Annotated in this window: 15 protein-coding genes and 3 tRNA genes; 3 read left to right on the top strand and 15 right to left on the bottom strand. The window is 62.2% G+C overall.

The genetic code is table 11. The features are described from left to right. Window positions 1–10: 10 nt before the first annotated feature. The 4 genes from lspA to murJ are packed head-to-tail and all read right to left on the bottom strand — an operon-like array spanning window position 11 to window position 5,895. Entirely contained in the window at window positions 11–481 is a 471-nt protein-coding gene (lspA, locus tag C7443_RS16515; RefSeq protein WP_110019721.1) for a signal peptidase II, read from the bottom strand. Further along, the gene (ileS, locus tag C7443_RS16510; RefSeq protein WP_110019720.1) at window positions 481–3,312 is read right to left on the bottom strand and encodes an isoleucine--tRNA ligase; all 2,832 of its coding nucleotides are present in this window, start codon (window positions 3,310–3,312) and stop codon (window positions 481–483) included. Before ileS ends, lspA begins: the two co-directional genes overlap by 1 nt. A gap of 45 nt (window positions 3,313–3,357) precedes the next feature. Beyond that, a complete protein-coding gene (gene ribF, locus C7443_RS16505; protein ID WP_110019719.1) occupies window positions 3,358–4,296 on the bottom strand; it encodes a bifunctional riboflavin kinase/FAD synthetase in 939 nt (312 codons plus the stop codon). 54 nt (window positions 4,297–4,350) lie between these two features. Continuing rightward, complete coding sequence (gene murJ / locus C7443_RS16500) at window positions 4,351–5,895, bottom strand: murein biosynthesis integral membrane protein MurJ (protein ID WP_110019718.1); 1,545 nt, start codon at window positions 5,893–5,895, stop codon at window positions 4,351–4,353. A 178-nt stretch (window positions 5,896–6,073) separates the two neighbouring features. Here murJ and rpsT point away from each other — a divergent pair, with 178 nt between their 5' ends. After that, window positions 6,074–6,337 (top strand): 30S ribosomal protein S20, encoded by a 264-nt coding sequence (gene rpsT / locus C7443_RS16495; RefSeq protein WP_110019717.1) that lies wholly within the window; start codon window positions 6,074–6,076, stop codon window positions 6,335–6,337. Window positions 6,338–6,418: 81 nt separating this feature from the next. On the opposite strand, the gene proB is transcribed toward rpsT, so the two are convergent. The 4 genes from proB to rplU form a co-directional block, all read right to left on the bottom strand. Continuing rightward, window positions 6,419–7,549, bottom strand: a complete 1,131-nt coding sequence (proB, locus tag C7443_RS16490; RefSeq protein ID WP_110019716.1) for a glutamate 5-kinase — start codon at window positions 7,547–7,549, stop codon at window positions 6,419–6,421. Between the two features lie 6 nt (window positions 7,550–7,555). Then, window positions 7,556–8,644: an Obg family GTPase CgtA gene (gene cgtA, locus C7443_RS16485; protein ID WP_110019715.1), complete on the bottom strand. Its 1,089-nt coding sequence runs from the start codon at window positions 8,642–8,644 to the stop codon at window positions 7,556–7,558. An 88-nt stretch (window positions 8,645–8,732) separates the two neighbouring features. Then, window positions 8,733–8,990, bottom strand: coding sequence for a 50S ribosomal protein L27 (rpmA, locus tag C7443_RS16480; protein WP_110019714.1), 258 nt, complete (start codon window positions 8,988–8,990; stop codon window positions 8,733–8,735). 18 nt (window positions 8,991–9,008) lie between these two features. Continuing rightward, a complete protein-coding gene (rplU, locus tag C7443_RS16475; RefSeq protein WP_110019713.1) occupies window positions 9,009–9,323 on the bottom strand; it encodes a 50S ribosomal protein L21 in 315 nt (104 codons plus the stop codon). Window positions 9,324–9,550: 227 nt separating this feature from the next. On the opposite strand from rplU, the gene ispB reads away from it, so the two are divergent. Both ispB and C7443_RS16465 read left to right on the top strand, forming a co-directional pair. Then, window positions 9,551–10,519 (top strand): octaprenyl diphosphate synthase, encoded by a 969-nt coding sequence (gene ispB / locus C7443_RS16470; protein ID WP_110019712.1) that lies wholly within the window; start codon window positions 9,551–9,553, stop codon window positions 10,517–10,519. Between the two features lie 5 nt (window positions 10,520–10,524). Beyond that, window positions 10,525–10,601: transfer RNA gene (locus tag C7443_RS16465), tRNA-Pro, on the top strand. A gap of 725 nt (window positions 10,602–11,326) precedes the next feature. On the opposite strand, the gene C7443_RS16460 is transcribed toward C7443_RS16465, so the two are convergent. The 7 genes from C7443_RS16460 to recA all read right to left on the bottom strand — a co-directional run bounded on the left by C7443_RS16460 (window position 11,327) and on the right by recA (window position 17,465). Then, window positions 11,327–11,403 (bottom strand) — tRNA-Arg (locus C7443_RS16460). A gap of 60 nt (window positions 11,404–11,463) precedes the next feature. Beyond that, window positions 11,464–11,557 (bottom strand) — tRNA-Ser (locus tag C7443_RS16455). A 73-nt stretch (window positions 11,558–11,630) separates the two neighbouring features. After that, window positions 11,631–11,831: a carbon storage regulator CsrA gene (csrA, locus tag C7443_RS16450; RefSeq protein WP_110019711.1), complete on the bottom strand. Its 201-nt coding sequence runs from the start codon at window positions 11,829–11,831 to the stop codon at window positions 11,631–11,633. Between the two features lie 183 nt (window positions 11,832–12,014). Continuing rightward, window positions 12,015–13,241, bottom strand: a complete 1,227-nt coding sequence (locus tag C7443_RS16445; protein ID WP_110019710.1) for an aspartate kinase — start codon at window positions 13,239–13,241, stop codon at window positions 12,015–12,017. A gap of 43 nt (window positions 13,242–13,284) precedes the next feature. Beyond that, entirely contained in the window at window positions 13,285–15,906 is a 2,622-nt protein-coding gene (alaS, locus tag C7443_RS16440; RefSeq protein ID WP_110019709.1) for an alanine--tRNA ligase, read from the bottom strand. Between the two features lie 55 nt (window positions 15,907–15,961). After that, a complete protein-coding gene (locus C7443_RS16435) occupies window positions 15,962–16,423 on the bottom strand; it encodes a regulatory protein RecX (RefSeq protein WP_110019708.1) in 462 nt (153 codons plus the stop codon). Beyond that, the gene (recA, locus tag C7443_RS16430; RefSeq protein WP_110019707.1) at window positions 16,413–17,465 is read right to left on the bottom strand and encodes a recombinase RecA; all 1,053 of its coding nucleotides are present in this window, start codon (window positions 17,463–17,465) and stop codon (window positions 16,413–16,415) included. Before recA ends, C7443_RS16435 begins: the two co-directional genes overlap by 11 nt. Between the last annotated feature and the right edge of the window lie 25 nt (window positions 17,466–17,490).

The following is a 17,490-nucleotide window of genomic DNA, read 5'->3' as shown; positions in this document are numbered from 1 at the left end:
TCCGTGGTTGTCAGGCCGTCGTCGACTTGCGCGACAACAGACTGTCGAACACCAGCAGCACGGCGCCGACCGAAATCGCCGAATCGGCCACATTGAAGGCTGGCCAGTGATTGCTGCCCAGATAAACATCAATGAAATCGATGACATGCCCCCACAGCAGGCGGTCGAGCATATTGCCGACCGCGCCACCGAGGATCAGCGCCAACGCCACGGCGAGGCGACGTTCAGTCGCCTGCAGGCGCCGCAGCCAGACCAGCAAAGCCGCGGATACGGTCAAGGCCAATACAGTGAACAACCAGCGCTGCCAGCCACCGGCGGTGGCCAGAAAGCTGAAAGCCGCCCCGGTGTTGTAAGCCAGCATCAGATTGAACGACGGCAGGACCGCCACGGGCTGATAAGGAGCGAGCACCGATTCAGCGACGAACTTGGTCAACTGATCAATGACCAGCACCAAACCGCTAAGCCAGAGCCAGCGCAGCATCAGGCGTACAACCGGACTTCGCCGGCACCGGTGACGTTCTCGACGCAACGCCCGCACAGCTGCGGATGCTCGGGATCCGCACCGACGTCGTCGCGGTAGTGCCAGCAGCGCGCACACTTCGGCGCCGCCGAGCGCACGACACGCAATGCCAACCGCCCGTCGAGCACGAGCTCGCTGTCGGCAGGCCGCTGCGCCAGCGAGTGTACGCGCGCCTGTGAAGTGATCATCACGAAGCGCAGCTCGTCCCCAAGCCGGGCAAGATCGGCGGTCAGGGCCTCATCGGCAAACAAGTCGACTTCGGCTTCGAGCGAACCACCGAGGCCATTGGCTGCACGCAGTTTTTCGAGCTCGCGCATGACTTCCGTCCGCACGGCGATCAGGCGGTCCCAGTACTCGACGCCGAACGCGTCGTCGGCATCGAGAGCAAACAGCCCCTCGTACCAAGTCGCGAAGAACACGCTTTCGGCGCGCTCGCCCGGCATGTAGGACCAGATTTCCTCGGCAGTGAACGACAGGATCGGGGCGATCCAGCGCACCAGCGCTTCGAGCACATGGAACAGCGCCGTCTGGGCCGAGCGCCGGGCCAGGCTGTCGGCCGCGCAGGTGTACTGGCGGTCCTTGATCACGTCGAGATAGAAGCTGCCGAGATCCACCGAGCAGAAGTTGTGGACCTTCTGGTAAATGACGTGGAACAGGTACTGCTCGTAGCTCTGCCTGACCTCTTCGTGCAGGCGCAGGGTGCGATCCACCGCCCAGCGATCGAGCGGTAGCATGTCGGCCGCTGCAACCAGATCCTTCGCCGGATCGAAGCCCGCCAGGTTCGCCAGCAGGAAGCGCGCGGTATTGCGGATACGGCGGTAGGAATCCGCCATGCGCCGCAGGATTTCCTTGGAGACGGTCATCTCACCGCGGTAGTCGGTCGCCGCCACCCACAGGCGCAGCACATCGGCACCGAGCTCCTTGATGACCTCCTGCGGCGCGATGACATTGCCGACCGACTTCGACATCTTGCGGCCCTGCGCATCGACGGTGAAGCCGTGAGTCAGCAGGCCCTTGTATGGTGCGATACCGCGCATCGCCGTCGACGCCAGCAGCGAGGACTGGAACCAGCCGCGGTGCTGATCGGAGCCTTCCAGATACAGATCAGCGGGAAACTGCAGCTCAGGCCGCCGTTCCAGCACCGAGAAATGCGTGGTGCCGGAGTCGTACCAGACATCGAGCGTATCGGTGACCTTTTCATAATCGACCGCCTCGTCACCCAGCCAGTCTTCCACCGTGCTGGAAAACCAGGCATCGATGCCTTCGCCTTCGATCTTCCTGGCAACCTGTTCCATCAGTTCCTGCCAGCGCGGATGCAGGTCACCACTCTTGCGGTGCGTAAACAGTACGATCGGCACACCCCAGTAACGCTGCCGCGAGATGCACCAGTCCGGACGGTTGGCGATCATGCCGTCCAGGCGCGCACGCCCCCAGTCCGGCGTGAACTGCAGCTTTTCGATTTCGCCGAGTGCCTGACTGCGCAGCCCGTTCTGGTCCATCGAGATGAACCACTGCGGTGTCGCACGGAAAATGATCGGCGTCTTGTGGCGCCAGCAGTGCGGATAGCTGTGCCGCAGCTTCTCGGCATGGAGCAAACGCGCGTGGGCTTTCAGCACATCAAGGATGCGTTCGCCGGCATTGCTGACGTGCAGCCCGCCGAACAGCGGCGTGTCCGCCAGGAAGCGGCCGTCGCCGCCGACCGGATTGTCATCGACACGCAGGCCATAGCGGGCGCCGACGACGTAGTCGTCCTGGCCGTGAGCGGGCGCCGTGTGCACGCATCCGGTACCGGCTTCGAGCGTCACATGATCGCCGAGGATCACCGGTACTTCACGCTCGTAGAACGGATGCGACAGCTTCAGCCCTTCGAGCGCAGCGCCCTTGCCGTAGGCCAGCACCTGATAGTGCTCGACGCCCCAGCGCAGCATGCAATCCTTGAGCAACCCTTCGGCGAGCAGCAGGCGCTCGCTGCCCTGGGCGGTCTGCGCCTGCACGACGACATATTCGAGCTCGGCATTGAGCGCGACCGCACGATTGGCCGGCAGCGTCCACGGCGTGGTCGTCCAGATCACGACAGACAGCGGCCCCTTGCCCTCGCCACCATCGGCATGATGCAGGCGAGCCAGGACGCTCGCCGGATCGACGACAGGGAAACGCACGTCGATCGCCAGCGATTCCTTGTCCTCGTATTCGACCTCGGCCTCGGCCAGCGCCGACTGGCAGTCCAGACACCAGTAGACCGGCTTCGAACCGCGCAGCAGATGACCATTGGCGATGATGCGACCGAGCGAACGGACGATATTCGCCTCGGTGGCAAAGTTCATCGTCAGATAGGGGTTGCGCCAGTCGCCGAGCACGCCGAGGCGGATGAAGTCCTCGCGCTGTTTGTCGACCTGCGACTGGGCGAATTCGCGGCACTTCTGGCGGAAAGTGCGGGCATCGACCTTGACACCGACCTTGCCGATCTTCTTTTCGACAGCGTGCTCGATCGGCAGACCGTGACAGTCCCAACCCGGCACGTAGGGCGCATCGAAGCCGCTCATCGAGCGCGACTTGACGATGATGTCCTTCAGGACCTTATTAAGAACGTGGCCGATGTGAATATCGCCATTGGCATAGGGTGGACCGTCATGGAGGACGAACTTCGGGCGACCGGCAAAGATTTCACGCTGGCGCGTGTACAGATCGAGCGCCTGCCAGCGGGCAAGCTGCTCGGGCTCCCGCTGGGGCAGATTGCCGCGCATCGGGAAATCCGTGGTCGGCAGATTCAATGTGTCCTTGTAATCGGCCACGTATTCACACCTCGTGGTGGCGTCGGAAACGACGCATGTATTTATTCAGGACGCAGAAAGCGCGCGGAAATAAGCTCGCGCGGCTTGCGCATCACGCTCGATCTGCGCCGTCAGCGCATCGAGCGAGGCAAAACGCTGTTCAGCTCGCAAATGCTTGCGAAACTCCACGCTAACGGCTCGCCCATAGAGATCGCCACAGAATTCGAACAGGTGGACTTCGAGCTGTTCACGGGTTCCGCCCACGGTAGGTCGGCGCCCCAGATTGGCCACACCGTCAAAACGCCGCCCGTCCGCGGTCTGCAGGGTGACGGCATAGACACCATCGAGCGACGTGGAACGCCGGTGCAGGTGCACATTGGCTGTCGGGAAACCGATCGTACGCCCCAGTTTGGCGCCGTGCGCCACCCGCCCCTGCACCGCGTAAGGCCGGCCGAGCAATGCCGCCGCCGCATCCAGCTCGCCCCGAGCCAGCAGTTCGCGGATGCGCGTGCTGCTGACACGACCGCCTTCCAGTTCGAAAGTCGGCGTATGCACCACCTCGAAGCCGTGTCGGCGACCGCAGCGTTCGAGCAGGGCGAAGTCGCCAGCCCGCCCGCGCCCGAAGCGGAAATCATCACCGACCACCAGATGCCGCACGCCCAGCTGCCGTACCAGCAGCTCGTCGACGAACGCCTCCGGGTCCATCTGCGCCAGGCGCTCATCGAAGCGCAGGACCAACACCCGGTCGACACCGGCGGCAGCCAGACCACTGAGCTTCTCCCGCAGACGGGACAGCCGCGGCGGCGGATTGTCTCGCGCGAAGAATTCCTGTGGATATGGCTCGAACGTCATCACCAGCACGGGCAACGACAAGGCCGCACCGCGCGCGCGCAACTGCGCCAGCACGGCCCGGTGCCCCAGATGCACTCCGTCGAAATTACCTATCGTGGCCACACAGCCGTGATGCCTGGGGCGCAGATTGTGCGTGCCGCGTATCAGTTCCATTCCGTCCAGCCGGGAAAAAGCGAACGGGGGATTATAAGGTGTGAAAGGGGCTTGTCATGCTTCCGGCCCACGCAGATGCCGCAAACGCACGCCGAGCCCGACGGCAACGAGGGCATAGACCGCTGCGCCCGCCGGCACCAGCCATGCCAGGTGCAGCAGACGATCCAGGGTCGAAACACTCATCCAATCCCGCTCCAGGTCGCCGGCGGCCCAGAACAGGAAGGCGGCCATCGCCACGTTGGCGATGATCAGGCGCATACCGAACACCCACCAGCCACGCGAGGGCCGATAGACACCATCCCGGCGCAATTGCCAATAGAGCAGGATGCAATTGACGAATGACGCCAGCGCCGTCGACAAAGCCAGGCCGGCATGCGCCAGCCACTGCACCAGGACCAGCTGAAAACCGATGTTGGCGCCGATGGAAATCAGTCCGAAACGCACCGGCGTGCGCGTGTCCTGCCTGGCGTAGAAGCCAGGGGCCAGCACTTTGACCAGCATGTACGACACCAACCCCGCACCGTAGGTGGTCAGGCTGCGCGTCGTCATTTCGACGTCGTAGGCAGAAAACTCACCGTGCATGAACAACGTCGACAGCAATGGCCCGGACAATAGCATCAGCGCCACGGTCGCCGGAACGCCGATCAGCAGGGTCCAGCGCATACCCCAGTCCAGCGTCGCGGAAAACCCCTCACCCTCGCCACCCGCATGCTGACGCGAGAGCTTCGGCAGAATGACCGTACCCAGTGCCGCGCCGAAAATGCCGAGCACGAACTCGACCAGACGATCCGAGTAATACAGCCAGGACACACTGCCGGTGGGCAGTGTCGACGCCAGCTGGGTGTTGATCAGCAGATTGATCTGCGCAGCGCTCGAACCGATCAATGCCGGCACCATCAAGCGCATGATCCGGCGCACGCCATCGGCTCGCCAGGCCAGCCGCGGACGCGGCAACAGATGCAGCGCGCGCAGGGCCGGCAGCTGAAACAGCAGCTGCAGCACGCCGGCCAGCGCCACCCCCCACCCTAGCGCCAGCACCGGCTCATCGAAATACGGCGCCGCCCACAGGGCGGCGGCGATCATCGTCACGTTGAGCAATACCGGCGTCAGCGCCGGCACGGCAAAATGCCCGCAGCTGTTGAGGATGCCGCCGGCGAATGCCGTCAGACAGATGCACAGCACGTAGGGAAACGTGATCTGCAGCAACTGCTCAGTCAGGGCGAATTTATGCGGCTCATCACCGAAGCCGCTGGCGAACACCCAGACCAGCAGCGGCGCGCCGACCATCCCCAGCGCCGTCAGCAGCAGCAGCACCGTACCCAGAGTCCCGGCCACCTGGTCGACGAGCTGTTTGAGCTCCTGAGGTTCACGTTGCGTCCGATACTCCGAGAATACGGGCACGAAGGCCTGTGAAAACGCCCCCTCGCCCACCAGTCGCCGGAACAGATTCGGAATGCGGAACGCAACGTTGAAGGCGTCCATGCCAGCACCGGCACCGAATAACTGCGCGTAGATCATGTCGCGCACAAAACCGAGCAGCCGCGACAGAAAGGTCATCGCACTGACCAGGCCGGTGGACTTCAACAGGGATTTGCTCATCGTGGATGCTGCAGCGCGACAGGGTCGAAGCGGCGCATCATAGGGATGCCCGCCGCAGCTGTCAGCCATACCGCAAAGCGTTGACAAGTCAACACAAGCCCAAGATAATTCCCGCCTTTTCGTAACAAGGCCGCCCCTGCCGGGCGGTGGACTGCATTAGAGAACAGGAGCCACAACTTTGGCCAACACTGCTCAAGCCAAGAAGCGCGTCCGCCAGGCGGAAAAGGCCCGCCAGCACAATGCGAGCCAGCGCTCTCGCTTTCGCACCTATGTGAAGAAGGTCTTCGCGGCCATTCAGGCCGGCGACAAATCTCAAGCCGAGTCGGTTTTCCGCGAGGCGGCATCGGTCATCGACAGCACTGCCCGCAAGGGCCTGATTCATGAGAACAAAGCCGCCCGCCACAAGAGCCGCCTGTCGGCCCACATCAAGGCGATGGCGTAAACACATCATCAGTAAGCAATAAAAAAGCCGGTAATCCCGGCTTTTTTATTGTCCTGGCGGCAGGTGAAAGCCGACCAGCACCTACACTAGCACCAGATCATCGCGGTGAATCAGCTCGCGCACATCGACATAGCCCACCATATGCTCGATTGCCGAGGTCGATTTGCCCATGATGCGTGCGGTATCGGCGGCGCTGTAGTTGATCAAACCACGCGCCACTTCCACACCATCCGGCCCAAGACAGGCCACCAGCTCACCTCGCTGAAAATCCCCATCGACGCCGCGAACCCCAACCGGCAGCAGGCTCTTGCCGCATTCACAGAGCGCATGCACCGCGCCGGCATCGAGATGCAGATGCCCACGCACCTGCATTTGCACGGCCAGCCACTGTTTGCGCGCCGTATCGGGCGCCTGATCCGCATGCAGCAGCGTACCGAGCGCCTCTCCGCGCTTGATCCGGCGCAGCACTTCATGCTCCCGCCCCCAGGCCAGAATCGTCGAGGTGCCTGAACGCGCCGCTTTGGCCGCCGCACGCACCTTGGTCAGCATCCCACCACGCCCCAGCGCGCCACTGCTGCCACCGCCAGCCATGTCTTCGAGCTCTGGCGCACCTGCGCTCGCCTCGGAAATGAAGACCGCATCGGGATTGCTGCGCGGATCACGATCGAACAAGCCTTTCTGATCCGTCAGGATCACATAAAGCTCCGCTTCGATCAGATTGGAAACCAGGGCGCCCAAGGTATCGTTGTCACCGAAGCGCACCTCTTCGAACGCCACGGTATCGTTCTCATTGACAACGGGAATGACCCCCAGACCAATCAGCGTCCGCAAGGTGCCGCGCGCGTTGAGATAACGCTGGCGATTCCGGACATCGTCATGCGTCAGCAAGATCTGAGCGGTACGGATGCCCTCGCGCTGAAAAGCCGCCTCCCAGGCTTGCGCCAGCCCCATCTGCCCGACGGCCGCCGCTGCCTGCAGTTCGTGCAACGCTTGCGGCCGCACACTCCAGCCGAGCCGGCGCATGCCTTCCGCCACAGCCCCGGATGAAACAATGATCACGTCACGCCCCTCGCGGTGCAGCCCCGCGAGCTGCGCGACCCAGGCATCGATGGCATGAGCATCGAGCCCACGCCCCTCGTCCGTCACCATCGCGCTGCCAATCTTCACCACCCAGCGCCGTGCCTGCCCCAGCGCCACGCGATCACATGTCATTCCGCTTCAATCCTCTTCCGATGCGGAACCCGCATCTCCGACCACAGCATCATCCGGCTCGATCGCCGAGTCGTCGATCAATGCACGAGCCGCATCCAGATGGGTCATGATGGCCCAGCACAGGGCATCAGCGCCCTCTCCACTGATCGCCGACAGGCGAAAAACCGGCCCGGACCACCCAAGCCCGTCGATCACCATCTGCACACGCTGTTCACGCTCCTCGGCAGCGACGAGATCGAGCTTGTTGAGCACCAGCCAGCGCTCGCGCCCCACCAGCTCCTCGCTGTACTTCGCCAGCTCCTGCTCAATCACACGCACGTCGGCGACAGGGTCACTACTATCGCTGTACGGACTCATATCAACCAGGTGCAGCAACAGGCTGGTGCGCGACAAGTGCTTGAGAAAGCGCACCCCCAGCCCTGCCCCCTCGGCCGCACCCTCGATCAGCCCGGGGATGTCCGCCATGACGAAGCTTTTCAGAGGACCAACACGAACGACGCCGAGATTCGGGTGCAAGGTAGTAAACGGGTAATCAGCCACCTTCGGCCTGGCTGCTGACACCGCCCGGATCAGCGTCGACTTGCCGGCATTGGGCATACCGAGCAAACCAACATCGGCAAGAACCTTCAACTCCAGATTCAGGGTGCGAACCTCACCGACCGTCCCCGGCTTGGCCTGCCTCGGCGCCCGATTGGTTGCAGTCTTGTAGCGCGCATTGCCGATGCCATGAAATCCGCCTTTGGCTACCAGCAAGCGCTGTCCTGGCTTCACCAGGTCGCCGATCAGCTCCTCGGTATCAGCATCGATAGCGCTGGTTCCCACAGGCACTGGGATCAACAAATCCTGCCCGCTGCGCCCCGTTTTGTTAGCCCCGCTACCATTTTCGCCACGCTCTGCCTTGAAACTTCGCGTAAAGCGGAAATCGACCAGCGTATTCAGGTCCGAATCGGCCAGCAAATAGACGCTGCCGCCATCGCCGCCGTCGCCGCCATCCGGGCCTCCGAACGGAATAAAGCGCTCACGCCTGAAGCTGACACACCCGTTACCGCCATCGCCCGCCTGTACGCGAATGGACGCCTCATCAACGAATTTCATCGCAGACCGCCCTCACTCAAGAACCGCGGACAAGAAACGAAAAAGCCCCGCACAGTGACGGGGCTCCTAACCTCGACCGGAAACAATGTCAGGCCGGGACAATACTCACATAGCGACGGCCTTTCGGGCCTTTGGTCTCGAAAACCACCCGCCCGTCCGCCTTGGCGAACAGGGTATGGTCAGTGCCGAGACCAACGTTGCTCCCCGCATGGAACTGGGTGCCACGCTGACGCACGATGATGCTGCCGGCAGAACACTGCTGCCCACCGAACAACTTGACGCCAAGACGCTTCGATTCTGAATCGCGACCGTTCCGACTGGAACCGCCGGCCTTTTTATGTGCCATGGCTTAGACTCCTCAAAATTAGCCGGCGCTGATGCCAGTGATCTTCAGCTCGGTGAAGTACTGACGGTGGCCCTGCCGCTTCATATGGTGCTTGCGGCGGCGGAACTTGATGATTTCCACCTTCTTTGCGCGGCCGTGCGACTGCACCGTGGCGGTCACTTTGGCACCGGTAACCAGCGGCTGGCCGACAGTCACCTGCTCACCATCAGAAACCAGCAGCACATCCGTGATTTCGACGGGAGCACCCTCGTCGAGATTAAGCTTTTCGACCTTGAGGGTCTGACCTTCAGCAACGCGGTACTGTTTGCCGCCGGTCTTGATGACAGCGTACATTCCTGGATCTCCGGACAGAATTCGTTGAGCGCTCAACTAAAGGGCAGCGATTCTACCGGCCTGTGAACCCTTGGTCAAATCGCTTGTCTCCTGCCAACGAGCCCTGTAACGCTGGGATGCACGGCGCGCTACACTTGCTCACCGACCGCGGCCTAGGCAGGCGCGGCACTCAACAATCGCGCAGGACTTGCTTGCGCCCCATTCCCGCCGCAACCGCACGCCCCCTAATGAATATCCAAGACGTACGCAAGCTCGCAGCCAGCGACATGCAGGCGGTCGACGATCTGATCCGTCAGGCTTTGCATTCTGAAGTCGTGTTGATCAACCAGATCAGCGAATACATCATCAATAGCGGCGGTAAACGACTGCGTCCGATCATCGCCACACTCGCCGCACGGGCGTGTGGCTACGCGGGCACGGCTCACATCAGCCTCGCGGCCATCATCGAGTTCATTCATACATCGACACTGCTCCATGACGACGTCGTCGACGCCTCTGAGCTACGACGCGGACGCGAGACGGCGAACACGATATGGGGCAACGAGGCCAGCGTCCTCGTGGGTGATTTCCTCTACTCGCGCTCGTTCCAGATGATGGTCGCTCTCGACAGCATGCCGGTCATGCGCATTCTGGCCGACACGACCAACAGGATTGCCGAAGGCGAGGTCATGCAGTTGCTCAACTGCCACGACCCGGATACCACCGAGGCACATTACATGGAGGTCATCCGCTGCAAGACTGCAAAACTGTTTGAGGCAGCCAGCCGGCTTGGTGCTGTAGTCGCACACCAAGCGAATGAAGTCGAACAGGCGATGGCAACATACGGCCTGCATCTCGGCACGGCCTTCCAGCTGGTCGACGATTTACTCGACTACACCGCGGCAACTGACGAGATCGGCAAGAATATTGGCGACGACCTCGCTGAGGGCAAACCGACCCTGCCGCTGATTCACGCCATGCGCCATGGCACGCCCGAGCAAGCAGCAATCATCCGGCACGCCATCGAAACCGGCGGCCGCGAACAGATCGAAATTGTCACACAAGCGATTGCAAGCAGTGGCGCCACCCACTATACTGCGCACCTCGCTAGACAGCAGGCCGATGCAGCAATTCAGGCCGTTGAAATTCTCCCGGATTCCGAATTTCGACAAGCACTGATTGCTCTCGCTGATTTTTCAGTGAATCGGACGAACTAGCATTTCGGGGTGTAGCTCAGCCTGGTAGAGCACTACGTTCGGGACGTAGGGGTCGTAGGTTCGAATCCTGTCACCCCGACCAATTAATAAAAAAGCCGACTTAGGTCGGCTTTTTTTATTTTCCGTTACGACAGCCTTTCATTTCGCATCAGCTAAAGCACTACAAGCACGAGCCTGCCAAGACAAAACAATACGGCAGCAGCTCTTGTGCAAACGGCCGCCAAGCAGACATCACTCACCCACCGCGCACCGACAGCCCCCCATCCGACGACTGAACGCGGATACACTTAGACGTAGAACGGCGTCGCCTTTCGGCGCCACACAGCCTGCATTCACGTCTTGTCCATCCCCGCACCACAACAAAACCAACAAGGACTACGCGCCACCAACGAAGACCCGCACCGGCGCGGAATCGAGCCGTGGTGCAACACCTTCGGTGTTGTTGAGAGCACACACGGACGACTCAATCGTTTTCGAAGCCTGCACATCCGCTACAAACGTTGCGCCAGTAGCGATCCAGTATTCCCCTCGCTTGTCCCCCTTCGTTGGCAGGCGACAGATGGGAGCGCCTTTGCTAGAGACGCCAAGACCAGATCCGCAACAAACGTACTTTTCTCCTCGTTATGAAGCTCCTCGCCAAACATTTCGGAAAAATGTTGGAGGAGCAATCAAGAAGTAAAGAAAAAACATTCATGCCACGAATAATCAGCCATTCCATGACAAAACCTTGCGGATGACTTGGCCGGCAATAGTAAAAAACACACAACAAAAAAGCCTTGATCAGTAAAGATCAAGGCTTTTCAATATTGGCGCGCCCGGAAGGATTCGAACCTCCGACCACCTGGTTCGTAGCCAGGTACTCTATCCAACTGAGCTACGGGCGCAAACTAAACATGGCACGTATTATGCAGCTGATAAAATATACTGTCAACTGCTTTTTTACTTGGCGGAGAGAGAGGGATTCGAACCCTCGATAGAGGTTTAAGCCCCTATACTCCCTTAGCAGGGGAGCGCCTTCAGCCACTCGGCCATCTCTCCGTTTTTAAGTGTCGGCTCGACCGAGGCCGCGAATTCTACTGATATCGCGGACATCCGTCAAAGGTTTGAAACGTCAAACCGCATCCGGATGCTCAGCGGTGTCACCGTCCTGTTCACGCTTGATGCGCTCGTAGATTTCCTCACGGTGCACAGCGATATCCTTGGGCGCGTTGACGCCGATGCGGACTTGATTGCCCTTGACTCCCAGTACGGTCACAGTGACCTCGTCACCGATCATCAACGTTTCGCCCACTCGGCGGGTCAGGATTAGCATGGCCTTACTCCTTGTATGTCTTTCGATTCCAGCTTATTGGCTGCACGTCCCTCGTCAGCGGGGACTTTCTCGACTCTAACTAAACTGCGCTCCCAAAGGCAGGTTGTTGATTGTTATTCACAACAGGAGCGTAGAAAAAAGCGCTTGCCGGTGTCGACGCGACAAGCGCTTCCCACTGCAGAATCAGACAGAGGGAGCCTGATCGAGCTCGAAGGCGTCGTGCAGGGTGCGCACGCCGAGCTCAAGATACTTCTCATCCACGACCACGGAAATCTTGATCTCCGAGGTCGAAATCATGCGGATGTTGATGCCTTCGTTGGCCAGCGCCTGGAACATCTTGCTGGCAATGCCCGCATGCGAGCGCATGCCGACACCGACGAGCGAAATCTTGACGATCTTGTTGTCGCCCTTGACTTCGCGCGCCCCCAGATCCGTCGCCTGCCGCTTGACGATCTCCAGCGTGCGCTCGTAGTCGGTGCGCAGCACTGTGAACGTGAAGTCGGTCGTCCCGTCACGGCCGATGTTCTGGACGATCATGTCGACTTCGATGTTGGCGTCGGACACCGCGCCGAGAATACCGAAGGCGATGCCGGGCCGATCCGGCACGCCGGTGACGGTGATCTGGGCTTCAGCCTTGCTGAAGGCGATACCGGAGATCAGCGCAGCTTCCATATTCTCTTCCTCAAGCGAAATGAGCGTGCCGTTGCCCTCCTGGAACGAGGAGAGCACGCGCAGCGGGACGTTGTACTTGCCGGCGAATTCGACGGAGCGGATCTGCAGCACCTTCGAGCCGAGCGAGGCCATCTCCAGCATTTCTTCGAAGGTGATGCGATCGAGACGTCGCGCCCTCGGCTCGATGCGCGGGTCCGTCGTATAGACGCCATCGACATCGGTGAAGATCTGGCATTCATCGGCCTTCAGGGCCGCCGCCAGCGCAACACCGGTGGTATCGGAACCGCCGCGTCCCAGCGTGGTGATGTTGCCGTCTGCATCGATGCCCTGGAAACCGGCAACGACCACGACGCGCCCGGCGGCCAGATCGGCGCGGATGCGGGCATCATCGATGGACTCGATGCGGGCCTTGTTGAAGGCGCTGTCGGTATGGATCGACACCTGCGCGCCGGTATACGACTTCGCCGGCTGCCCCAGCTTGATCAGCGCCATGCACAGCAGGGCGATCGTGACCTGCTCGCCGGTGGAAATCAGCACGTCGAGCTCGCGCGGATTCGCCCGCGGCGAAATCGCATTGGCCAGACCGATCAGACGATCAGTCTCACCACTCATCGCCGAGACCACGACGACCACGTCGTGTCCCTGCTCGCGATAGCCGATGACCTTGCGGGCGACGTTCTCGATGCGCTCGATCGAGCCGACCGAGGTGCCGCCGTATTTCTGGACGATGAGAGCCATGATGTTCTCTGCGGTAAAGCAACGGTTGGAAACAGATTGAGGTTCAGAGCTGTGCGGCGACCCAGCCCGCCACGCCGGCAAGCGCGGCATCGAGCTGCGTCGGATCGGTGCCGCCGGCCTGGGCCAGATCGGCACGGCCGCCGCCCTTGCCACCGACCTGCTGCGCGACGAAGTTGACCAGCTCGCCCGCCTTCACCCGCGAGGTCTGATCAGCGGTAACACCCGCCACCAGCCGTACCTTGCCGTCCTCGACGGCCGCCAGCACGACCGCGGCGGAATGCAGCTTGTTCTTCAATTGATCGATGGTATCGCGCAGGGTTTTGGCATCGGCACCATCGAGGCGCGCCGCCAACACCTGAATGTCGGCGACCTGTACCGCCTGCGCGGCGAGATCACCGCCCTGCGAGCTGGCGAGTTTACCCTTGAGCTGCTCGACTTCCTTTTCGAGTGTACGGCTGCGCTCGGCCAGGGCGCGGACCTTGCTCTCCAGCGAACCGGCATCGCCTTTGACCAGCGCGGCGACGCCGCGCACCGTCTGCTCAAGTCGATGCAGCCACTCATAAGCACCGGCGCCGGTAACGGCCTCGATACGCCGCACGCCGGAGGCGACGCCACCTTCGGAGACGATTTTGAACAGGCCGATATCGCCGGTGCGGCTGGCATGCGTGCCACCACATAACTCGGTCGAGAATTCGCCCATCGACAGCACACGCACGATATCGCCGTATTTTTCACCGAACAGCGCCATCGCCCCGGCCGCCTTGGCGGCATCGATGTCCATCAGCTGCGTCTCGATGGCGACGTTGGCACGGATCTGCGCATTGACGATGCGTTCTACCTGCTCCAGCTGCGCCGGCGTCACGGCCTCGGCGTGTGAGAAGTCGAAGCGCAGCTTCTCGGCATCGACCAGCGAACCTTTCTGCTGTACGTGAGTGCCGAGCACCTGGCGCAGTGCGGCGTGCAACAGGTGCGTCGCCGAGTGATTGAGGCGGATCGCCGCGCGACGGGCGGCATCGACCTGTGCTTCGACGCGCTCACCGACATTCAACTGGCCGGCCGTCAACTGACCGATGTGCAGGAACGCGCCTTCGCCCTGCTTGCGGCAGTCGCTGACGGTGAACTGCGCCGCCGCCGTGCGCAGCAGACCGCTGTCGCCGACCTGACCGCCCGACTCGGCATAGAACGGCGTGCTGTCGAGCACGACGATGCCCTCCTCGCCCGCCTGCAGCTGCTCGACCGGCTCGCCGTCGCGGAACAGGGCCACGATGGTGCCGGCGTCTTCGAGCGTCGTGTAACCGCTGAATTCAGTGCTGCCGGCAACGGCAATGGAATCACTGCGATACGTGCCGAACTGGCTGGCAGCGCGCGAGCGGGCGCGCTGCGCCTCCATCGCCCGCTCGAAACCGGCCATGTCCAGTGACAGCTCGCGCTCGCGGGCGATGTCGGCCGTCAGATCGACCGGGAAGCCGTGCGTGTCATAGAGCTGGAACACCACCTCGCCGGGAATGACCGTGCCGCTGAGCTCGGCGATGACGCTTTCCAGCAGCTTCATGCCGGTCTCCAGCGTCTTGGCGAACTGCTCTTCCTCACCGAGCACCGTGCGGGTGACGAAATCCTGTGCGGCGGCCAGCTCCGGATAGGCCGCGCCCATCTCGGCGACAAGCGGCGCCACCAGGCGGTGGAAGAACGGCTGGTTCTGACCGAGCTTGTAACCGTGGCGGATCGCCCGGCGCATGATGCGCCGCAGGACATAGCCGCGCCCTTCGTTGGACGGCACGATGCCGTCGACGATGAGGAAAGCGGTCGAGCGGATGTGGTCGGCGATGACCTTCAGCGACGGCGAATGCAGATCGCGCACGTTGGTGGCCGCCGCCGCCGCCGCGATCAGACGCACGAACAGATCGATCTCGTAGTTCGAATGCACGTGCTGCAGCACCGCGGCCAGGCGTTCGAGCCCCATGCCGGTGTCGACCGACGGCTTCGGCAGCGGATGCATCGTGCCGGATTCGTCGCGGTTGAACTGCATGAACACCAGATTCCAGATCTCGATGTAGCGGTCGCCATCCTCGTCGGGCGAGCCCGGGGGACCACCGGCAACATCCGGCCCGTGGTCATAGAAGATCTCGGTGCACGGACCGCAGGGACCGGTATCGCCCATCTGCCAGAAGTTGTCGGAGGCATACGCTGCGCCCTTGTTGTCACCGATGCGCACGATGCGCTCGACCGGCACGCCGATCTCCTGCGCCCAGATGGCATGCGCCTCGTCGTCGCTGGCGTAGACGGTGACCCAGAGCTTCTCCGCCGGCAGCTTGAGCACCACGGTGAGGAACTCCCAGGCGAAGTGGATGGCTTCGCGCTTGAAGTAATCACCGAAGCTGAAGTTGCCGAGCATCTCGAAGAACGTGTGGTGACGCGCGGTGTAACCGACGTTCTCCAGGTCGTTGTGCTTGCCGCCGGCGCGCACGCAGCGCTGCGCCGTGGTCGCGCGGGCATAGGGACGGTGGTCGCTGCCGAGAAAGACGTCCTTGAACTGCACCATGCCGGCGTTGGTGAACAGCAGCGTCGGGTCGTTGCCCGGGATCAGCGGGCTGCTGGCCACGACTTCGTGGCCGCGGGCGCGAAAGAATTCCAGAAAGGCTGTGCGAAGTTCGGCGCTGCTGGTCATGGATGCTGGCTTCAGGCTGCGGTGGGTACGGGGCTGATGCGCAGGAATCGGCGCATCAGTCATCCGCGCGGGGACGGAATAGTCGATCGATCTGAGTCATGGTGAAACCGCGCCCGCGCAGAAAGGCGTAACGCTTTGCCCGCGTGCGGGTATCGCTGTCCAGCGACTCACCGAAACGTTTGCGGGCAAAGCGGCTCAGGCACGGCTGCCAGTCCTCGTCAAGGCCGGCAAGGATAACGGAAACAAGAGCTTCGGACACGCCCCGGGTGCGCAGTTCGGCACCGATGCGCAGGGGGCCGTAGCCGCGATCGAGACGCGAAACGGCGTAGACCTCGGCGAAGCGCTGGTCGCTGAGCAGCCGCTCGGCCTCCAGCTCATCGAGCACCGCGGTGATGTCCTCGGCGCAGACGTCATCCCGCCGCGCGAGCTTGTGCTGGAGTTCGAAGCGGCTGTGTTCGCGGCGCGCCAGCAGACCGATGGCCGCGCGCCGCAACGCAGCGATGTCCTCAGAACTCATCCGCGGACTCGCCCGCTTCCTCGCTCACCGGCACGACGGGCATCGCCTCCGGGTGCGACAGGTAATGCGCGCGCACCTTGGTTTCGACCTCGGCGGCCAGTTCAGGATTGTCCTTGAAATACTGACGGACATTCTCCTTGCCCTGACCGATACGGTTGCCCACGTAGCTGTACCAGGCACCCGACTTGTCGATGATGCTGGCCTTGACGCCGAGGTCGATCAGCTCGCCGAGGCGCGAAATTCCTTCGCCGTAGAGGATCTCGAACTCGGCCTGCTTGAACGGCGGCGCCACCTTGTTCTTGACCACCTTGACACGGGTCTCCGAACCGATGACCTCGTCGCCCTTCTTGATCGCGCCGATGCGGCGGATGTCGAGCCGCACCGAGGCATAGAACTTCAGCGCGTTGCCGCCGGTGGTGGTTTCCGGGTTGCCGAACATCACGCCGATCTTCAGGCGGATCTGGTTGATGAAGATCACCAGCGTATTGGCGCGCTTGATATTGCCGGTCAGCTTGCGCAGCGCCTGGCTCATCAGCCGGGCGTGCAGACCGACGTGGCTGTCACCCATCTCGCCTTCGATCTCGGCCTTCGGCGTCAGCGCCGCCACCGAGTCGACGACGACGACGTCAACCGCGCCGGAGCGCACCAGCATGTCGGTGATCTCCAGCGCCTGCTCACCGGTATCCGGCTGCGAGACCAGCAGATCCTCGACCTTGACGCCGAGCTTGTGGGCGTAGATCGGATCGAGTGCGTGCTCGGCATCGACGAAGGCACAGGTGCCACCGAGCTTTTGCGCCTCGGCGATCACCTGCAGCGTCAGCGTGGTCTTGCCGGAAGATTCCGGCCCGTAGATCTCGACGACGCGGCCACGCGGCAGGCCGCCGACACCGAGTGCGATGTCGAGCCCGAGCGAGCCGGTGGAGATGACATCGATGTCGCGTGCGGCCTGGGCATCCCCCAGGCGCATCACCGAGCCCTTGCCGAACTGCTTCTCGATCTGTCCGAGCGCCGCGGCAAGTGCCTTCTTCCTGTTCTCATCCATTGCCTGAAACCCCCGAAAATCCGCC

The sequence above is a fragment of the Plasticicumulans acidivorans genome (genome assembly GCF_003182095.1).
Lineage (GTDB): Bacteria > Pseudomonadota > Gammaproteobacteria > Competibacterales > Competibacteraceae > Plasticicumulans > Plasticicumulans acidivorans.
This window is presented reverse-complemented; position numbering and strand designations above follow the sequence as displayed.